Raw genomic sequence first — 16,488 nt, 5'->3', positions numbered from 1 at the left:
TTCAGACCCGGGTCTGTTGATTGCAACCCGCGCCGGCCCTGCCGGTGCGGGTTTTTGTTATCGAACGCAACAGGAGCGTCAGTCCCGTGCTTCGAAGGCGTTTTCGATCCGCTCCGGCAAAGCCCAGGGGCGGACGACGATGACATCGAAACGCAGGGTGTAGAAACCGGCCCTGGCGTGCTCGGCAACAAAAATCCTCGCCGCGCGCGTGATCCGGTTCCGGCTCGCCGGCGTCACCGCATCCAGGGCCGCGCGGCGGGTCTTGCGGGCCTTGACCTCGATGAAGGCGACTGTCTTGCGCCGTTTCGCGATCAGGTCGATCTCGCCGGCCTTCGTCTTGTAGCGCTGCTTCAGGATGCGCCAGCCTGTGAGGCGCAGGTACCAGGCCGCGAGATTTTCCGCCGAAAGGCCGAGCGCGTGGGCGCGCCGGCGCCGGTCTGTTGCTGCCCGGCCAGTTGCTGCCCGATCTGTTGCCGAATTCTTCCGACGGCGTGCCATCAGCCGTCATCCGCCTTCAGTTCGAGCGCGCGTTTGTAGACCGCGTTGCGGTCCAGCCCGGTCGCCCTGGCAACGGTCTTGGCGGCGCCGCTGACCGGCATTCCGGCAAGCGCCGCGCGCAGCAGGGCGTCGAGATCGCCGGCGTCAGCTTCGGGCCGGGCCTCCGGCGGGCCGACGAGAACAACGATCTCACCCTTGACCTGCCGGTCTTCGAATCTTTCCGCCAGCTCTGCAAGCGTGCCGCGTTCGAAGGTCTCGAAGCGTTTTGTCAGCTCGCGGGCGACCACAGCTTCGCGTTCCGGCCCGAGCGCCTCGCGCATCAGCTTCAGTGTCGCGGCGGTCCGGTGCGGCGATTCAAAGAAGATCAGCGTTGCCGGTACCTGTCCGAGGTCCTCCAGACGGCGTGTCTTGGGACCGTTCTTCGGCGGCAGGAAACCGGCGAACAGGATCGTGTCGCTCGGCAGACCGGACGCGACCAGTCCGGCAAGCGGGGCGGACGCCCCTGGGATCGGAATGACCTTGTAGCCTTCCGCGACCACATCGCGGACCAGGCGGAAGCCGGGATCTGACACGAGTGGCGTTCCGGCATCGGACACCAGGGCGACCGCCTTGCCGCCGGCAAGCGTTTCCAGAATTTTGGGCCGCTGCTTGTCCGCATTGTGCTCGTGATAGGCGATCAGCGGTGTCTTGAGGGAAAACCGGTGTGTCAGCGTTGCCGTCACCCTTGTGTCCTCGCAGGCGATCACGCTGGCCGCCGCCAGTGTCTCCAGGGCGCGCACGGTGATGTCGCCGAGATTGCCGATCGGCGTGGCCACGATATAGAGCGCCGGTTCCAGGTTCGGAGCGGAAAAGGTGTGTTCCGCGAGGCTGTAGCGGTTCTTGTCCCCCGGTACCGGTGGTTCGGTGCCCATCTCGCCTCCATTGTGCATCCTGGATCGATCGACTTTTGATTTCCTGATCGATTCCGGTTGAAGATCCGCCGCTCCTGTACGCTTTCCTTGCGGGCGGCGGGCCGTTCGGGAAGCTTTTCTGTTCCCTGCGCTACCTTCGCGGGGCAACCGATGCAAGGCAAATCCACTATTGATCCGGGCGATATTCCATTGAAACGCCGCTAAAACTGGACAGGAAGGCGGCGAATACGTAAGTCTTCTCAACGGGTGGATTGACAGAAATGGCGGGCGGAATGCGGGGCGACAGCGTGCAACAGCGCAGACGGATATTCTTGAAAACGGCACTTGCCGGGACAGGCACACTGCTGCTTGGCGGTTGCATGGGCTCCACGCTCGGGTCGCTTCCCGGCGATCAGGTCCAGCCCGGCGCCCAGCCACAGACGACAGGTGAGGTCATCGGCACCGGCGGCGTGCGGGTCGGTCTGTTGCTTCCGCTTGCGAGCGCCGGCGGGAATGCCTCGATCGGTACCGTGTTCAAGAACGCCGCGGCACTGGCCTTGCAGAATTTCCCGAGCGCGGACGTCCAGTTGCTGGTGAAGGACACCGGCGGCACCGCTGAAGGCGGCCGTGCAGCGGCACAGGCCGCCATTTCGGAAGGCGCCGAGCTGATCCTCGGTCCGGTGTTTTCACCGGCGGTTTCCGGTGCCGCCCGCGCCGCCCGCGCGGCAGGCGTGCCGGTCATCGCGTTTTCGACCGACACCTCCGTTGCCGCTCGCGGTGTCTACCTATTGAGTTTCCTGCCGGAAACGGACACCAAGCGCATCATCGGATATGCCGCCGGCCAGAAGAAATCCTCCTATGCGGCCCTCGTCCCCGAAGGGTCCTACGGCGCGGTTGTCGAGGCGGCCTTCCGCCAGGAAGTCGGCCGCACGGCGGGCCGCATCGCGACCATCCAGCGCTACAAGCTGACCGGAACCGACACGGCGGACCTTGTCGCAAAGACGTCCGCGCTGAAATCCGTCATGTCCAGCATCGATGCCCTGTTCGTGCCCGCCGGTGGCGGCGTTCCGGCGCTTGTCGTGCAAACGCTGGTCAGCCAGGGCGCCAATCTCGGCAATGTGAAGCTGCTCGGTTCCGGGCAGTGGGACTCGCCCCAGATCAAGAACAACCCGGTGCTGGCCGGCGCCTGGTTCGCGGGACCGGAAGACCAGGGTTTCAAGGCGTTCGCGCAGCGCTATCAGAGCACCTACGGATCGCCGCCACCGCGAAACGCCAGCCTTGTCTATGACGGCGTCACGCTGGCCGCTGGCCTGATCCGGTCCGCGGGCCAGCAAAGGTTCGAGCACCGAATCCTGACCAACCGCGACGGCTTTATCGGCATTGACGGGCTGTTCCGTTTCCAGTCGTCCGGGCTCAACCAGCGGGGCCTTGCCGTCTATCAGGTCACCGGCAAGGGGACCCAGGTCATTTCTCCGGCGCCGCGGGACTTCCGGTCCGGGTTCTAGGGTCTGTGGCCGGAAGACCTTATCCGCTACCATCGGGAGTGCTTTGAAGATGCTGAGCGGCAAGCAGATTGTGCTGATCATCAGCGGCGGGATCGCGGCCTACAAGGCACTCGAGCTGATCCGGCGCCTGTCGGAACGTGGCGCTCGTGTGGTTCCGGTGATGACAAGGGGCGCGCAGGAATTCATCACGCCGCTGTCGGTGGGCGCGCTGTCCGGCGGCAAGGTCTTTACCAGCCTGTTCGACCGCGAGGCGGAACACGATGTCGGTCATATCCGTCTGGCCCGGGACCACGACCTGATCCTGATCGCCCCGGCCACCGCCGACCTGATGGCCAAAGTGTCCCATGGCATCGCCGATGATCTCGCCACCGCCGTGCTGCTGGCAACGGACAAGCCTGTGCTGGCCGTCCCGGCCATGAACCCGAAAATGTGGCAGAGCGAGGCAACCCGTCGCAATGTGGCGGTGCTCAGGGACCGCGGCATAGCCTTTTGCGGGCCGGCGGCGGGTGAAATGGCGGAAAAGGGCGAAGCGGGCGTCGGTCGCATGAGCGAGCCGCTGGAGATTGCCGCCGCCGCCGAGGCGGTCTTGCGGGAACAGGCCATGGCGGCCGGGCAGCTTCCGCTCGCCGGCAGGCATGTGCTGATCACGTCCGGGCCGACCCACGAACCGATCGATCCCGTGCGCTATATCGCCAACCGGTCGTCCGGCAAGCAGGGTCACGCGCTCGCGCGGGCCGCCTGGCAGGCCGGTGCCCGGGTGACGCTTGTTTCAGGTCCGGTGACCCTGCCCGATCCGGCCAATATCGACGTGGTCCACGTGGAAACGGCGGCGTCCATGCTGCAAGCCGTGAAGGACCGTCTGCCTGCCGACATTGCCATCATGGCGGCCGCGGTTGCCGACTGGCGGGTGACCGCGGAAGGCGGCGAAAAGATCAAGAAAGACGCCGGCGGCAAGCCCCCCGTGCTGGATCTGGCCGAAAATCCCGACATCCTGGCAACGGTCGGTCATGATGCCGGCCTCAGGCCGAAACTCCTGATCGGCTTCGCCGCCGAAACCCAGAACCTGATCGACAATGCCCGCGGCAAGCTGGAGCGCAAGAACGCCGACTGGATCATCGCCAACGATGTCAGCCCGGAAACGGGCATCATGGGCGGCGACGCGAACACGATCCGCCTGGTCAGCAGGAGCGGCGTCGAGGACTGGCCGGAAATGGACAAGACGGATGTCGCCCGCAGGATCATCGCCCGCGCCGCGCAGGCGCTGGCGGACTGATCGCCGCAAGTCACGCCGCGAAGCGGAAATAACTCATGCTGAGCGTGCCGTATTCGTAGCTTCGGTGCAGCAACTGCGTCTTGGCATCCGGACCGCCGGCGCCGAAGGCGAAGAACAGTGGCAGCAGGTGCTCTTCCGTCGGATGGTTGCGGCGGAAGTCCGGAGCGTTCTCAAGGTCGTCGAAATAGGAGATCGAGCCGGCCTCCAGACCGTCATCCAGCCACCGGTCGAACTCCAGTGCCCAGTCCGGAGCAGGTGTCCCCTGGGGGCGGATGTCGCGCAGGTTATGGGTGGTGCTGCCGGAACCGGCGATCAGAACGCCCCTGTTCTTCAATGGTGCCAGGGTCCGTCCCATTGCGTGAAGGGACGATGGCGTGCTGCCGGCCGGCAGGGACAGTGCGATCACGGGGATGTCCGCGTCCGGATAGGCCAGCGACAGCGGCACCCAGGCCCCGTGATCCAGACCCCGGTCGCTGTCCAGGTCCACTTCGTACCCGGCTGCTTCCAGAAGGCGGGCCGCCGCGTCGACATGATCTTCATCCGCGAAGGCCGGATAGTCGATCTCGTAGAGTGCGTCCGGGAACCCCCGGAAATCGTGATAGGTGCGCAAGGGCCCCGGCGCGGACAGTTTCTGCCTGTCCGTTTCCCAATGCGCGGACAGGATCAGGATGGCCTCCGGCGTCGGCTGGGACGCGGCGAACGCCTTCAGGAATCGGCTGGCCGCCGTATCCTCGACAGCAAGCATCGGCGCGCCATGCGCGAAAAAAACAGGCGAAATTGTCTCAGTTTCCGCAGCCATGTGCCGCTCCCGGGTCTGTTTTCCACGCTTGAAAGAATAAGCCTTTCCTGCGCGGAAATTAGACCCGGAAACAAGGAAGGCTCGTTCAATCACCCTGAACAATGAGCCTTCGAAAGTCCGGCTGGTCTCTAAACCCTATTTGAAGCCCATGTTGATCAACTGGACGCGCCGGTTGACAGCCGCGTCGGGCTTGGACGGGTCGCGCAACTGCTCCTCGCCGAGACCGACGGCAAACAGGTATTCGCCGGGCACCAGGAACGTGGTCACAAGCGCCTCGCGGACCGCCCGGGCCCGTTCCAGGGACAGGTTCAGATTGTATTCGCGCGGACCCTTGGCGTCGGTGTGGCCGACAATGAAGAAAGTCTGGCCCTGCAGGTAGGGCGTGTGCAGGGCGTCGGCGATCAGACCGACCGTCTCGAAGGATTCAGGCCGGATGCGGGCCGAGTCGAATTCGAAGGTGATCTCGATATTGAACTGGCGCAGCGTCGCCAGCTTGTCCGCCAGCGGCAGGCTTTGGGGCGTGTTTGCGCCCGGATACTTCTGAATGTTCTCCAGCGCCGCCTTCTGCAACTGGTCGGCGGTGATGTCGACCTTCTGCTGGGCGCCCTGCAGGGAATTGATGATCTCGTTGCGGCTGAGCTTTGTCTGGGCCGTCGCACCGGAGATGGAAAGAGTGAGACATGCGGCCGCGATACCGGCCTGAAGGAACCTGTTCATTTCAATACTCCCCTGCCCGGTTCTAGCGGTATCCGGCCAGATCGATAGCCGTGTTGCATTTTTGACTGACGGATGGCTGCGCCTTCAACAGGCAGCGAAGAATGTGTCCGCCTCCCGCCTTGACACCCTTGCAATACTGCGCCGCGTCGCGCTGGCAAAGATCCGGGGCTGCGGCTTGCGCGGCAAGGCGCGCCTGAATCAGCGAAATGACCACCGTGCGGTCGGCGTTGCACTTCTGCGAGACCTTGGCCTGGTTCTTCTCCAGGCAGGAGGTGATGCCGTTGTTCGCCAGCGTCGCGGACGCACAGTATTTGCCGATATCGCTGCCGCAGCTTCCTGCGAGAATCTTGATTGCGTCCGCGAAGCCCACGGTCTGGGCCTGGGAAGCTGGCGCGGTGGCCAGAAAAAGCCCGGTGGCGAGCGCGAAAATCAAACGTCCCATTGTCCTTGTCTCCCTTGGGAAGGCGTTGAGTTGCGGCCGAGTGTTTCAGGAGATGCCCGCAACTTCAAGTCTTTCCATCGAAACGATGCCTGAGTCGTTGCTCCGGGCCAATCTTGACAGGACGCCGCGAATATCGTCACTCGCCGGCAACATTCACTGCCGGGATCCCTTCATGTCTGTCACCCTTGAGTTGAAACGTCTCGATCATGGCCGGGACCTGCCATTGCCCGCCTATCAGTCGGCGCTGGCCGCCGGCCTCGATCTGCTTGCCGCCGTCGAGGCGCCGGTGTCGCTTGCGCCCGGTGACCGGGCCCTGATCCCGACCGGTCTTGCCATGGCCTTGCCGGCAGGGTTCGAGGCGCAGGTCAGGCCCCGGTCTGGCCTGGCGGCCAAACACGGGGTCACGGTCCTGAACACGCCCGGCACGATCGACGCTGACTATCGCGGCGAGGTGAAGGTTATCCTGATCAACCTCGGCAAGGAGCCGTTCGAGGTCGGCCGCGGCGAACGCATCGCCCAGATGGTGATCGCGCCGGTGCTTCAGGCACGGATCCTGGAAGTCGAAACCCTTTCCGATACTGCGCGTGGAGCGGGTGGCTTCGGCTCCACCGGCCGCGTCTGACAGGATACTTAGGTGATGGGAAAACCGACCCCGGGCCTTGTCATTTTCGACTGTGACGGTGTTCTCGTCGATACGGAAAGGCAGGCCAACGCCATCATGGCCGCGATGGTAAGCGAACTCGGCCATCCGATGACCGGACCGGACTGCCAGAAGCAGTTCATGGGCCGGACGCTGGAGGATGTGCAGCGCCTGGTCGAGGAATTGACCGGCAAGACCCTCCCGGCGGACTGGCCCGAACAGGTTCGGGCCCGCGATCTGGAAAGCTTCCGGGCCGGCGTCTCGGCGATCCCGGGTGTCGCCGCTGTGCTCGACCATCTGGATGCCGCGGGCGTGCCCTTTTGCGTCGGCTCATCGGGCAAATATGAAAAGATGCGCACGACCCTTGGCAGCGCCGGCTTGCTGCCGCGTCTGGAGGGCCGGCTGTTTTCCGCGCAGGACTGTGATCGGGGCAAACCGGCACCCGATGTCTTTCTGCTGGCGGCACGCGGAATGAACCATGCGCCGGAGACATGCGTCGTCATCGAGGACAGTCTGCCCGGCGTCCGGGCCGCCGTGGCCGCCGGGATGCGCGTTTTCGCCTTTGTGGAGGATCCCGCCTGCGACCGTGCGGCGATGACCGAAGCCGGTGCGGTTCTGTTCGAGGCCATGGCGGATCTGCCGGACCTGCTGTTTTCCAAGACCTGAGGGTTTTCTGGAAAATGGTTTTACGGCAACCGCCGCAAAGGCATTTTCCGCCTCTTATAACCCGTCCGGTGCCGTACTATCTTAGCGCCACGGAAAATGAACGATGCCGGTCCGCCAGACGTCCGGCCAATTTGGGAGAAAAGCCATGACCAGGAAGACCGAAGGCCGCGGAAAGATCTATGGCTCGATAACGGACACCATCGGCGATACTCCGATTGTCCGGCTGGACCGGCTGGCGAAGGCCCATGGTGTCAAGGGCAACCTGCTGGCGAAGCTGGAATTCTTCAACCCGATTGCCAGCGTCAAGGACCGGATCGGCGTGGCCATGATCGAGGCCATGGAAGCCGACGGTCGGATCGTGCCGGGCAAGACCACCCTGGTCGAGCCGACATCCGGCAACACCGGCATCGCGCTGGCTTTCGTGGCCGCCGCGAAAGGCTACCGGCTGATCCTGGTGATGCCTGAGACCATGTCTGTTGAACGGCGCAAGATGTTCAAGATCATGGGCGCGGAACTGGAACTGACCGAAGGGCCGAAGGGCATGAAGGGCGCAATCGCCCGCGCCGAGGAGTTGCTGGGTGAGATCGAAGGCTCGGTGATGCCGCAGCAATTCGAGAACGCCGCCAACCCGGAGATCCACCGCAACACCACCGCCGAGGAAATCTGGAACGACACCGACGGCGCCGTCGACGTGTTTGTTTCCGGCATCGGTACCGGCGGCACCATCACCGGCGTCTCCCAGGTGCTGAAACAGCGCAAGCCGGCCGTTCATGTGGTCGCGGTGGAACCCGCCGACAGCCCGATCCTTTCCGGCGGCACGCCCGGACCGCACAAGATCCAGGGCATCGGTGCAGGCTTCGTGCCGGGAATTCTCGACACCTCGGTCTATGACGAGGTTCTCACCGTCGCCAACGAGGACGCCTTCGCCATGGCCCGAGAAGTGGCAAAAACCGAAGGCGTACCGGTCGGGATTTCCTCCGGCGCGGCGCTGACCGCCGCCATCCAGGTCGGACAGCGCGAAGGCATGGAAGGCAAGAACATCGTCGTGATCATTCCTTCCTTCGCCGAACGCTATCTGTCGACAGCGCTGTTCGAAGGACTGTGATCCGAACGGCCCCACGGATGTCTGATCCCGCGGGGCCTATTCATCTTTGCGCCGGTGAAGCACCCGGCCGATGGTGTTCATGAGAAGTTGCGCCGCGAGGGTGCTGGTGGAGCCGGTCGGATCGTAGTCCGGCGCGACTTCCACCAGGTCGATGCCGGCGATGGTGCCGCGCCTGGCCAGCCCGTCGATCAGTTCCAGCACTTCGTAATAGAGAAAGCCGCCGTGGCTGGGTGTGCCTGTGCCCGGCGCGATGGAGGGATCGAAGGCGTCGATGTCGATCGTCAGGTAGTAGCGGCGTCCTTCCGGAATCCGCGCCAGCATGCCGTCGATGCCAAGCCGGCGCACATGGCGCACGGACTGGATGTCGGACCCCATGCGGCGGGCATCCTCATAGCCGTCCCGCGCCGTCGATGAAACATTGCGGATGCCGATCTGGGACAGGCCTGTCACATAGGGTTTTTCCGCCGCGCGCCGCATCGGATTGCCATGGCCATAGCGCACGCCGTGGCGTTCGTCGACAAAATCCAGATGGGCGTCGATCTGCACGACGTGGACCGGTTCCTCGCCGTCAAACGCGTTGATGCAGGGGATGTTGACCGAATGGTCGCCGCCCAGCACCACCGGCAGGGCGCCGGCTGCCAGGATCTTGCGCACGCCGAACTCGATGCGGCGGTGGCTTTCGACCGTATCGGTGTGCACGATGTCGGCATCGCCCAGATCGACAATCCGGGTCGTTTCCGCCGGCAGATAGGTGATGTCGTCCTCGAAATCATAGGCCCCTGCGTGGCCGAAGGAAAACAGCGTCGAGGCTTCCCGGATTGCCCGGGGTCCCATCCGGGCACCGGAGCGCCACTGGGTGCCGAGATCGAACGGCGCGCCGAGCACGGCGACATCCGCGTCGATCGCGTCCCAGTCCGGCTGATACGGGGACTTGCCGAAAGTGCAGATGCCGACAAACGGCAGATCGAGCCGCCCGCCTTCATATCCGTGTGAGGCCATTCAAGATGCTCCTGCCGATGCTGTTCACACGAATAGAGCATCTCGCGGCACGGCTGAAAAGAGGCCGTCCGCCGGGATCATTGTGAGGAACGGCTCGGAACCTGTCTTTCCATCCGCGTGGCCGATGCGAAACCGAACAGGGGTTTCAGGAGGCCGGTCTTTTGCGTGTCGACCGCTTTGAAACCGGAACGTTCGTACAGAGTTCTTGCGCGCGGGTTGGTATCGATGACATCCAGCCGGACACGGGACATGTCACGGGTCCGGGCTTCTTCGCAGATGGCCTCCAGAAGGGCACTGCCGATACCTTTGCCGCGCGCGGACCCGGCAACGAAAATGCCGTCCATGAGCAGGCAGTCAGGCTCGACGGCGCGGTCGAGCAGGTCCAGCAGCACGCCGCGCCAGAGCCCGCCGAAAGGACCATAGATCGATGCCATGTCCGGGAGGCCGCCGCCGATCAGGGCGCCGTCCCGGGTCTTGTAGCCGGCAAGGCCCAGGAGGGTGCCGTCGGCGTCGGTGGCGCTGACCGCAAAACGCGGGTCGAGCAGACGCTCGATCAGGCGCAACGCCTTGTCTTCCGGTGCCAGGATCCTGCCGAGCTTGCCGGAAAAGGCGGCCCAGAAAAGACGCGCGGCCACGGGCCGTTGGGCCTCGGGGAACCCGGCCGCAACGCGGATGTCGGCTTGCATGGGCAGCCTCTAGCGAACAATCACCGCGGTGCCGGTGGCGCTGACCATCAGCATGGACCCGTTCTGGCCGACGGTCTCGTAGTCGAGATCGACGCCGATCACGGCGTTGGCGCCCATGGCCCGGGCCTGCTGGCACATTTCGTCGACGGCGATCTTGCGTGCCTTTGCCAGTTCTTCCTCATAAGCGCCGGAGCGGCCGCCGACAATGTCGCGAATGCCGGCGAACAGATCCTTGAAGAGGTTCGCCCCGAGGATCGCCTCGCCGGTCACCAGACCCTTGTAGTCCAGATCCTTGCCCTGAATGGTGTTTGTGGTGGTGACAAGCATGCCGTTCTCCCTGATTGCAGCGCAGATCAGGGACATGGGAAGCGGGCGGATCCAATGCAAGCAACCCCGGGCGTTGGCGTGCATGCGGGGCCCGCGGTGGAGCCGGGTCAGAGCACCTGCATCAGGATTGTTGTCAGGGTCAAAAGGGTCGCCGTCGCGACCGCCAGCGTGAACAGCGTCAGCTCAACCGGGCCGGCCTCACCGCCGCGTTGCAGGCGCCGGGGAAACCCGTCCGGGTTCGAGAACGACTTTTCCGGCTCGTCCGGCCTGTCTGTCAGTTTCATCTCGTTGGCCAACCACAGGGTTCCGCTGTGTCGTTTCAGCAGCCCGTCTGCCCCGGGTTCGGGAGGACAGGCGTCACGGGCGCGGCAGTTCCGCGGCTCCGATGGGCGCACCGGAGCTTCACGTTGCGGCATTCTTGCACGCATATCCTAACAAGACGCTTATCGATGCCCGGTTGGTGGCGCCGACAATGCGGGGTGTGGTCATTTCCATGTGGTGCGGAGTCGATCGGGTTGACCTCGGGAGGCGCAAACCGTTTCAAACCAGTGCGACCTCTTTTGCAGGTTCGGACCCTAACTCAGACCTACGGCCTTCCTGAGTGCGGCGTTGATACGGTCCTGCCAGCCGGGGCCGTCGTCCTGGAAATGTTCCAGAACATCCCGGTCGAGGCGCACGGACACTGTCTCCTTGCCCACGGGCATCGCCGTTCTGACCGGCCTGGGCGTTTCTTCGGCCGGCTTTTTCGTCGCCGATTTGAACAGGGCTTCGGCCTGTTCGATGGCGGTGGTATGTCGGCGGGGCGGACGAGCCATGATCTGTTTCCAATGCGTGAGAATGTATCGCCCAGCATAGCTGGAAACCTCGGGCGTACGGAGATTAAAATGATGGTGTCAGGCCGGGCTTGCCGTGCGGGCCGTAAAGCCGAAGGCCTGATCCGTCAGGCCGCCCGGCGGGACCGGTCCTCGCCGCGGTAGCTCAGGGCTTCGGCAAGGTGGATCCGGCCGACCTGGTCGACAGTGTCGAGATCGGCCAGGGTGCGGGCCAGCTTCAGGACACGGTGATAGCCGCGGGCGCTGAGCGCCATGCGTTCGGCCACATCGCGCAGGAACGCCAGGCCCTTGGCGTCGGGCCGGGCCAGGGTCTCGACGGCGGATGCGGGTGCCTGGGCATTTGTCCGGCAGGCGATGCCGAGTTCGAGGAAGCGCTCCAGCTGGATTTTCCTTGCGTCCGCCACACGGGCGGCAACTGTGGCGGAGCTTTCGCTTGCGGCCGTGCCGATCAGGTCGGCGGCGGTCACCGCCGGGACTTCGATCCTGACGTCGATCCTGTCGAGCAGCGGGCCGGAAATCCGGGCCTGATAGTCGGTCACGCAGCGTTCGCCGCGGCGGCACTGGTGGCCCGGCTCGCCCGCATGGCCGCAACGGCACGGGTTCATGGCGGCCACCATCTGGATGCGCGCCGGATAGGTGACCCGGTGATTGGCGCGGGCAATCACCGCCTCGCCGGATTCCAGCGGCTGGCGCAGACTGTCGAGCACCTGGGGTGTGAATTCGGGCAGTTCGTCCAGAAACAGGACGCCGTTGTGGGCGAGCGAGACTTCCCCGGGCCGGGCCTTCAGGCCGCCACCGACCAGCGCTGCCATGGAGGCGGAATGATGCGGTGCCCGGAACGGCCGCCGGTCGGTCAGCTTGCCTTCGGCCAGTTCTCCCGCCAGCGAGGCGATCATCGAGACTTCCAGAAGCTCGCGCGGGGTCAGTGGCGGCAGGATCGACGGCAGCCGGCTGGCCAGCATGGACTTGCCCGATCCGGGCGGGCCGGTCATCAGAAGATTGTGGCCCCCGGCAGCGGCAATTTCGAGCGCCCTGCGGGCTGTTTCCTGGCCCTTGACCTCGGCGAGATCCGGCAGCGGTCCTGCATTGCCGTGCAATTTCGCGACGGGACGGCTGAGCACCTGCGTGCCCTTGAAGTGATTTGCAAGCTGAATGAGAGAACGGGGTGCCAGAATGTCCATGTCCCGGTCGGCCCAGGCGGCTTCGCTGCCGCTGGCCGCGGGGCAGATCAGGCCCTTGCCGAGGGCGGACGCCCCCATGGCCGCCGGCAGCACACCTGCGACAGGAGCCAGGGTGCCGTCCAGGCCGAGTTCTCCCAGAACGGCGTAGCCGTGGAGAAATTCGGCAGGGATCGCGCCGATGGCGGCCATGACCCCGAGCGCGATCGGCAGATCGTAATGCGAGCCTTCCTTGGGCAGGTCCGCGGGCGCGAGGTTGACGGTAACGCGCTTGGCCGGCAGGGCCAGACCCGACGCGGACAGGGCGGCACGGACCCGCTCCCGGCTTTCGCCGACCGCCTTGTCCGGCAGGCCGACCACATTGAAGGCGACCATGCCCGGGCCGACATGCACCTGCACGTCCACCGGCACGGCCTCAATGCCCTGAAAGGCGACTGTAGTGACCTTGCTGACCATGTCCGCGCTCTTCGATTTCTCTACCTGAAAGGGTGTCGAAGACAAGCACACAACGGCAGGATGTTCAAGAACAAATATGGAACAAGCGGTGCGCGCGCCGTCTGGATGAAGCGCCCCGTCGCCGTCTTGAACGCCCCGGCGCCAAGTCAACGGGAACCTTTCCGGCCCGTTTTTCGTTGAATTCGCAGGGTGGCGAAGCCGGCAAGGCGGCCTGTGCCGGACAGCCGCCTGAGCATTTCCCCATCCGCTGTCACCTCGTGCGAGGACTTCGCGACGACATCGCGGTGGCTCTCGTTCTGCTTGTTACATGAGGACCTGCTCCATGAAAAACCACTACCTGCGCTTCCTTGCGATGATCGGCACATCGACCGCGGTCATGCTCGGCCTGATGTATCTGAACACCTACGCGGCCGATCACATCTATTTCAGCGAGACGCGCCTTTTCATGGCCCTTTACATGGGCGCTGCCATGACGGTGGTCATGCTCGCCTTCATGCTGAACATGTACCGAAATCGCCTTGCCAATGTCGCGATCCTTATCGCTGCGGCAATTCTCTTTTCCGGATCGCTCTACCTTGTCCGCAGTCAGAAGACCATCGGCGACATCGCCTGGATGAAGGCGATGATTCCGCACCATTCCATCGCCATCCTGACAAGCCGCAGAGCAGAGATCACCGATCCCCGTGTGCGCGACCTCGCGGACGGCATCATCGAGGCTCAGGTCCGGGAAATCGCGGAAATGAAGCAGCTGATTCGGGATCTGGAGCGATCTTCAACCCGGGTCGGCGTTCTGGACAAGCGTCCGTAACCCCTGGGGCCGCGCGTCAGCCGGAGTGGCGGACGGCGTCAGGAGGCCAGGGTGCGGCCCCAGTTGCCGGTGGGCCCGCCTGTGCGGGACAGGACGTTGCTCAGATATTCGGGAATACAGAACCTGTCGCTCGTTTCCAACCGGTTGACCTCGAGCCATTTCGAGACCAGCTCGATCATCTTGTCCGGGTCTTTTTCATACATGGCCCGGCACAATTCCATGTCGAGGCTGGCACCGGTCTTGGTTGACGTGGCGATAATCATGGATCCAATCACACGTATACTGACAATCATAGCGTGTCATGACCTTGCATGCACTTAATGAGAAATGCCAGCAATTAGCGGTTATGCGAAATCGGATGACCATAACCGGCTGTTATGGCAAACGCGCTGCCGCCGCGTCTGAAATTCTGACTGCCGCCAACCCGCAGCACATGAGCCCGGCGGCGAAAAACAGCATGGAATGTCCGGTCACCGGGATCAGGAAACCGCTCAGGACCGGCCCGACCCCCTGGCCCAGGGAGAGCAGAAAGAAGGTGAAGCCGAAGCCGACGGAGGGCGCGGCGCGGAAAATCCGCATGCTCCACATGCCGAGCAGGGCGGTCATCACGATGAAACCCGCACCGAAACAGGCGGCGGACAGGTAGATGCCAATCCTGGTTTCGACCAGCAGCGGGAGTGTGCCGACAGATGCACCGACCAGGATCGCGAGCAGGCGATAGGTGCCGCCGAGGCCCCAGCGGTTGACCAGACCACCCGCGAAGCAGCCGGTGACGCCCGCGATGCCCAGGACGATCCAGAAAAGGACCGCGTCGCGGGGATTGCCCGTCAGCATGGTCAGCAGTTCCACCGCATAGGTCCAGTAGACCGCGGTGACCACACCGAACAGAAACGCCGACACGAACAGTGTCCGGGCGGTCCTGTCCATCAGGACCCGGAGCGGCACCGCCCGCGGGCCGGTCTCGGAATGCACGTTGCGGCGCGGCAGCGCGAGCGCGTTCCAGAAGGTGATCGCAAGCGACAGGGCGGCAAAGACCAGCCAGGCCAGGCGCCAGTCTCCACCGGCATAAAGGGCCAGCGGACCGGCAAAGGCGACCCCGAATCCGGTGCCTGAATTGATCCAGGCATAGACCACATTCTGCCGGCTCGCCTCCGTGTGCCGGACGATGACATCGGAAAACGGAGGATAGGCGAGGCCCGGACTGGTGCCGGCCACAAACACGCCGGCGGCGAGGACGGCCGGTGTCGGCGACCAGGCGATCAGGCCCATGCCGACGGTCGCCGCAATTCCACCGAGCAGGATCGGCAGCCGTGGTTCGAACACGGTCGACAGCCAGGAACCGGTGAAGGTCGCCGCGAGATAACCCATGTAGGACAGGCCGGCAATCAAGCCGATCAGTTCGGACGACAGCCCGAATTCCTGGCGGATATCGGGCAGAAACAGGCCGAAACAGTAGCGTGCCAGACCATAGGTGACCGCGACGATGGCCAGTCCCGCGGCGGTCAGGCCACGGGTCTGATTCCGGTTCATCTCATACCCGGCGGGAGAGCTGGAAGTGAAGTGTTTGGTCATCCGTACAGCTCTCGCCGACTATGCTGAAATGGCCGCCTTCCAGCCTGTAGTGGCGGTACTGGTCGAGGCTGAGTTTCAGGCAGAAGTTGGAAACATGCAAGTTTCTTCCATTGATTGCGTTTGCGTATTCCTCGGCGAGAATGGCGACATGCGCGCACTGACCGTCCCGGATCGCGACCGGCAGCAGAAAGAACCTGTTCAGGGTCGGCAGGGTCCGGTCGACTGTCCGCTCGAAGGCAATGCGCGAAAACCGTTGCATGGCCGGGTGAGCGTAGAACCCGGAGATCTTGTCGATCTGGTTGGCGACATGGAGTTGGCTTTCCGACAGCAGAAGGTCGCCGGGGCGGGCGATGTTGCGAAGCCAGTCGTTGACGATGAAGGGGTCGTCGTTGCCCTCCTGGAAACCGAGCATCGTGACCATGGCCGGCGCGTCACTGTCCTGGACTTCCTCGGCCAGTCGGAACGAGTCGAAGGAGGCGGTGACGAACGAAAGTGGTGTGTCCGGCAATATGTCTTTCAGCGCGGCTTCCATGGGGCCGGACGACTTCGGGTTGATGTCGACGGCGATATAGCGCTCGATAGTGACACCGAGTCCGAGCAGGGTCTTGAGAATGAAGCGTGTCTTGACCGGTTCCGGGCCGAGTTCGACATAGATCAGCGGTTCGCCTCTGACCGCATCCGCGATCGCCCTGCAACTCTGTTCGAGCGCGTCCCGGAACGCGCGCCCGCTCGCGCCCGATTGTCCCAGCGTGTCCGATGAAAGTCCGGCTTCGTTCAACTGGCGCATCAGCTGAAAGACTTCGTCCAGATGACCGGTTGCCGTCTCCGCGGTGCCGGCATTGGTGTATTTCAGCCTGTTGTCCTGGGTCAGGATGCAATCGAGGCTGAATTCTGTGTGAGCGGCAATCGCCCGGTGAACCTTCTGCTGCAGTGAGGCTTCCAAAAGGGAGGCACGGTGATCTGTCCGATGCTCCGGCTGGCCGAAGGAAAGCGCTAAAGTCATGGCTGATACCTGTTTTTGACAATCGAGACTCCCGAGTTACGGTATTTTTGACCATGTCTAAAATTTATAATTGAAGCGCGTCATAATAGAA

Annotated in this window: 20 protein-coding genes; 6 read left to right on the top strand and 14 right to left on the bottom strand. The window is 63.8% G+C overall.

Annotated elements, in window-relative coordinates; all coding sequences use genetic code 11:
- Positions 1–78: 78 nt before the first annotated feature.
- Complete coding sequence (locus AC0VX3_RS01410; RefSeq protein ID WP_342893306.1) at positions 79–498, bottom strand: YraN family protein; 420 nt, start codon at positions 496–498, stop codon at positions 79–81.
- Positions 498–1,409, bottom strand: a complete 912-nt coding sequence (rsmI, locus tag AC0VX3_RS01405; protein WP_475523234.1) for a 16S rRNA (cytidine(1402)-2'-O)-methyltransferase — start codon at positions 1,407–1,409, stop codon at positions 498–500. Before rsmI ends, AC0VX3_RS01410 begins: the two co-directional genes overlap by 1 nt.
- 311 nt (positions 1,410–1,720) lie before the next feature.
- On the opposite strand from rsmI, the gene AC0VX3_RS01400 reads away from it, so the two are divergent.
- Both AC0VX3_RS01400 and coaBC read left to right on the top strand, forming a co-directional pair.
- Positions 1,721–2,893, top strand: a complete 1,173-nt coding sequence (locus AC0VX3_RS01400; RefSeq protein ID WP_475523233.1) for a penicillin-binding protein activator — start codon at positions 1,721–1,723, stop codon at positions 2,891–2,893.
- Between the two features lie 49 nt (positions 2,894–2,942).
- Positions 2,943–4,166, top strand: coding sequence for a bifunctional phosphopantothenoylcysteine decarboxylase/phosphopantothenate--cysteine ligase CoaBC (gene coaBC / locus AC0VX3_RS01395; RefSeq protein ID WP_475523232.1), 1,224 nt, complete (start codon positions 2,943–2,945; stop codon positions 4,164–4,166).
- A gap of 10 nt (positions 4,167–4,176) precedes the next feature.
- Here the strand turns inward: coaBC and AC0VX3_RS01390 are convergent, their stop codons facing one another.
- The 3 genes from AC0VX3_RS01390 to AC0VX3_RS01380 all read right to left on the bottom strand — a co-directional run bounded on the left by AC0VX3_RS01390 (position 4,177) and on the right by AC0VX3_RS01380 (position 6,124).
- Positions 4,177–4,965 carry a DODA-type extradiol aromatic ring-opening family dioxygenase gene (locus AC0VX3_RS01390; protein WP_475523231.1) on the bottom strand — a complete coding sequence of 263 codons (789 nt, stop codon included), beginning with the start codon at positions 4,963–4,965 and terminating at the stop codon, positions 4,177–4,179.
- Between the two features lie 135 nt (positions 4,966–5,100).
- Positions 5,101–5,682 carry an OmpA family protein gene (locus AC0VX3_RS01385; RefSeq protein ID WP_342893301.1) on the bottom strand — a complete coding sequence of 194 codons (582 nt, stop codon included), beginning with the start codon at positions 5,680–5,682 and terminating at the stop codon, positions 5,101–5,103.
- A gap of 22 nt (positions 5,683–5,704) precedes the next feature.
- Positions 5,705–6,124: a hypothetical protein gene (locus tag AC0VX3_RS01380; RefSeq protein ID WP_475523230.1), complete on the bottom strand. Its 420-nt coding sequence runs from the start codon at positions 6,122–6,124 to the stop codon at positions 5,705–5,707.
- Between the two features lie 172 nt (positions 6,125–6,296).
- On the opposite strand from AC0VX3_RS01380, the gene dut reads away from it, so the two are divergent.
- From dut to cysK, 3 genes are all read left to right on the top strand, one after another.
- Positions 6,297–6,746 carry a dUTP diphosphatase gene (gene dut / locus AC0VX3_RS01375; protein WP_475523229.1) on the top strand — a complete coding sequence of 150 codons (450 nt, stop codon included), beginning with the start codon at positions 6,297–6,299 and terminating at the stop codon, positions 6,744–6,746.
- A 15-nt stretch (positions 6,747–6,761) separates the two neighbouring features.
- Positions 6,762–7,430 carry an HAD family hydrolase gene (locus tag AC0VX3_RS01370; RefSeq protein WP_475523228.1) on the top strand — a complete coding sequence of 223 codons (669 nt, stop codon included), beginning with the start codon at positions 6,762–6,764 and terminating at the stop codon, positions 7,428–7,430.
- Positions 7,431–7,575: 145 nt separating this feature from the next.
- Positions 7,576–8,535, top strand: coding sequence for a cysteine synthase A (gene cysK, locus AC0VX3_RS01365; protein WP_475523227.1), 960 nt, complete (start codon positions 7,576–7,578; stop codon positions 8,533–8,535).
- A gap of 36 nt (positions 8,536–8,571) precedes the next feature.
- Here the strand turns inward: cysK and AC0VX3_RS01360 are convergent, their stop codons facing one another.
- The 6 genes from AC0VX3_RS01360 to AC0VX3_RS01335 all read right to left on the bottom strand — a co-directional run bounded on the left by AC0VX3_RS01360 (position 8,572) and on the right by AC0VX3_RS01335 (position 13,014).
- Positions 8,572–9,534, bottom strand: coding sequence for an agmatinase (locus AC0VX3_RS01360; protein WP_475523226.1), 963 nt, complete (start codon positions 9,532–9,534; stop codon positions 8,572–8,574).
- Positions 9,535–9,611: 77 nt separating this feature from the next.
- Positions 9,612–10,220 carry a GNAT family N-acetyltransferase gene (locus tag AC0VX3_RS01355; protein ID WP_475523225.1) on the bottom strand — a complete coding sequence of 203 codons (609 nt, stop codon included), beginning with the start codon at positions 10,218–10,220 and terminating at the stop codon, positions 9,612–9,614.
- A 9-nt stretch (positions 10,221–10,229) separates the two neighbouring features.
- The gene (locus AC0VX3_RS01350; RefSeq protein ID WP_342893294.1) at positions 10,230–10,547 is read right to left on the bottom strand and encodes a heavy metal-binding domain-containing protein; all 318 of its coding nucleotides are present in this window, start codon (positions 10,545–10,547) and stop codon (positions 10,230–10,232) included.
- Between the two features lie 107 nt (positions 10,548–10,654).
- A complete protein-coding gene (locus AC0VX3_RS01345) occupies positions 10,655–10,831 on the bottom strand; it encodes a hypothetical protein (RefSeq protein WP_475523224.1) in 177 nt (58 codons plus the stop codon).
- Positions 10,832–11,122: 291 nt separating this feature from the next.
- The gene (locus tag AC0VX3_RS01340; protein ID WP_475523223.1) at positions 11,123–11,362 is read right to left on the bottom strand and encodes a BrnA antitoxin family protein; all 240 of its coding nucleotides are present in this window, start codon (positions 11,360–11,362) and stop codon (positions 11,123–11,125) included.
- 125 nt (positions 11,363–11,487) lie between these two features.
- Complete coding sequence (locus tag AC0VX3_RS01335) at positions 11,488–13,014, bottom strand: YifB family Mg chelatase-like AAA ATPase (RefSeq protein WP_342893291.1); 1,527 nt, start codon at positions 13,012–13,014, stop codon at positions 11,488–11,490.
- Positions 13,015–13,336: 322 nt separating this feature from the next.
- Here AC0VX3_RS01335 and AC0VX3_RS01330 point away from each other — a divergent pair, with 322 nt between their 5' ends.
- Complete coding sequence (locus tag AC0VX3_RS01330; RefSeq protein WP_475523222.1) at positions 13,337–13,822, top strand: DUF305 domain-containing protein; 486 nt, start codon at positions 13,337–13,339, stop codon at positions 13,820–13,822.
- 38 nt (positions 13,823–13,860) lie between these two features.
- Here AC0VX3_RS01330 and AC0VX3_RS01325 read toward each other — a convergent pair whose 3' ends face one another.
- The 3 genes from AC0VX3_RS01325 to AC0VX3_RS01315 all read right to left on the bottom strand — a co-directional run bounded on the left by AC0VX3_RS01325 (position 13,861) and on the right by AC0VX3_RS01315 (position 16,397).
- The gene (locus AC0VX3_RS01325; protein ID WP_475523221.1) at positions 13,861–14,085 is read right to left on the bottom strand and encodes a hypothetical protein; all 225 of its coding nucleotides are present in this window, start codon (positions 14,083–14,085) and stop codon (positions 13,861–13,863) included.
- A 112-nt stretch (positions 14,086–14,197) separates the two neighbouring features.
- Positions 14,198–15,352 carry an MFS transporter gene (locus tag AC0VX3_RS01320; RefSeq protein ID WP_475523220.1) on the bottom strand — a complete coding sequence of 385 codons (1,155 nt, stop codon included), beginning with the start codon at positions 15,350–15,352 and terminating at the stop codon, positions 14,198–14,200.
- 1 nt (position 15,353) lies between these two features.
- Entirely contained in the window at positions 15,354–16,397 is a 1,044-nt protein-coding gene (locus tag AC0VX3_RS01315; RefSeq protein ID WP_475523219.1) for a hypothetical protein, read from the bottom strand.
- Positions 16,398–16,488 lie beyond the last annotated feature (91 nt).

The organism is Roseibium sp. QJM3NY_11 (assembly GCF_056173175.1).
The sequence above is the reverse complement of the archived record's forward strand: the minus strand, read 5'-3'. Positions and strand labels throughout refer to the sequence as shown.

What these genes read in the sequence shown, in the direction of transcription:
- AC0VX3_RS01410 (WP_342893306.1), bottom strand. Translation starts at nt 498, where the DNA reads ATGGCACGCCGTCGGAAGAATTCGGCAACAGATCGGGCAGCAACTGGC.
- rsmI (WP_475523234.1), bottom strand. Translation starts at nt 1,409, where the DNA reads ATGGGCACCGAACCACCGGTACCGGGGGACAAGAACCGCTACAGCCTC.
- coaBC (WP_475523232.1), top strand. Translation starts at nt 2,943, where the DNA reads ATGCTGAGCGGCAAGCAGATTGTGCTGATCATCAGCGGCGGGATCGCG.
- AC0VX3_RS01390 (WP_475523231.1), bottom strand. Translation starts at nt 4,965, where the DNA reads ATGGCTGCGGAAACTGAGACAATTTCGCCTGTTTTTTTCGCGCATGGC.
- AC0VX3_RS01385 (WP_342893301.1), bottom strand. Translation starts at nt 5,682, where the DNA reads ATGAACAGGTTCCTTCAGGCCGGTATCGCGGCCGCATGTCTCACTCTT.
- AC0VX3_RS01380 (WP_475523230.1), bottom strand. Translation starts at nt 6,124, where the DNA reads ATGGGACGTTTGATTTTCGCGCTCGCCACCGGGCTTTTTCTGGCCACC.
- dut (WP_475523229.1), top strand. Translation starts at nt 6,297, where the DNA reads ATGTCTGTCACCCTTGAGTTGAAACGTCTCGATCATGGCCGGGACCTG.
- AC0VX3_RS01370 (WP_475523228.1), top strand. Translation starts at nt 6,762, where the DNA reads ATGGGAAAACCGACCCCGGGCCTTGTCATTTTCGACTGTGACGGTGTT.
- cysK (WP_475523227.1), top strand. Translation starts at nt 7,576, where the DNA reads ATGACCAGGAAGACCGAAGGCCGCGGAAAGATCTATGGCTCGATAACG.
- AC0VX3_RS01360 (WP_475523226.1), bottom strand. Translation starts at nt 9,534, where the DNA reads ATGGCCTCACACGGATATGAAGGCGGGCGGCTCGATCTGCCGTTTGTC.
- AC0VX3_RS01355 (WP_475523225.1), bottom strand. Translation starts at nt 10,220, where the DNA reads ATGCAAGCCGACATCCGCGTTGCGGCCGGGTTCCCCGAGGCCCAACGG.
- AC0VX3_RS01350 (WP_342893294.1), bottom strand. Translation starts at nt 10,547, where the DNA reads ATGCTTGTCACCACCACAAACACCATTCAGGGCAAGGATCTGGACTAC.
- AC0VX3_RS01345 (WP_475523224.1), bottom strand. Translation starts at nt 10,831, where the DNA reads ATGAAACTGACAGACAGGCCGGACGAGCCGGAAAAGTCGTTCTCGAAC.
- AC0VX3_RS01340 (WP_475523223.1), bottom strand. Translation starts at nt 11,362, where the DNA reads ATGGCTCGTCCGCCCCGCCGACATACCACCGCCATCGAACAGGCCGAA.
- AC0VX3_RS01335 (WP_342893291.1), bottom strand. Translation starts at nt 13,014, where the DNA reads ATGGTCAGCAAGGTCACTACAGTCGCCTTTCAGGGCATTGAGGCCGTG.
- AC0VX3_RS01330 (WP_475523222.1), top strand. Translation starts at nt 13,337, where the DNA reads ATGAAAAACCACTACCTGCGCTTCCTTGCGATGATCGGCACATCGACC.
- AC0VX3_RS01325 (WP_475523221.1), bottom strand. Translation starts at nt 14,085, where the DNA reads ATGATTATCGCCACGTCAACCAAGACCGGTGCCAGCCTCGACATGGAA.
- AC0VX3_RS01320 (WP_475523220.1), bottom strand. Translation starts at nt 15,352, where the DNA reads ATGAACCGGAATCAGACCCGTGGCCTGACCGCCGCGGGACTGGCCATC.
- AC0VX3_RS01315 (WP_475523219.1), bottom strand. Translation starts at nt 16,397, where the DNA reads ATGACTTTAGCGCTTTCCTTCGGCCAGCCGGAGCATCGGACAGATCAC.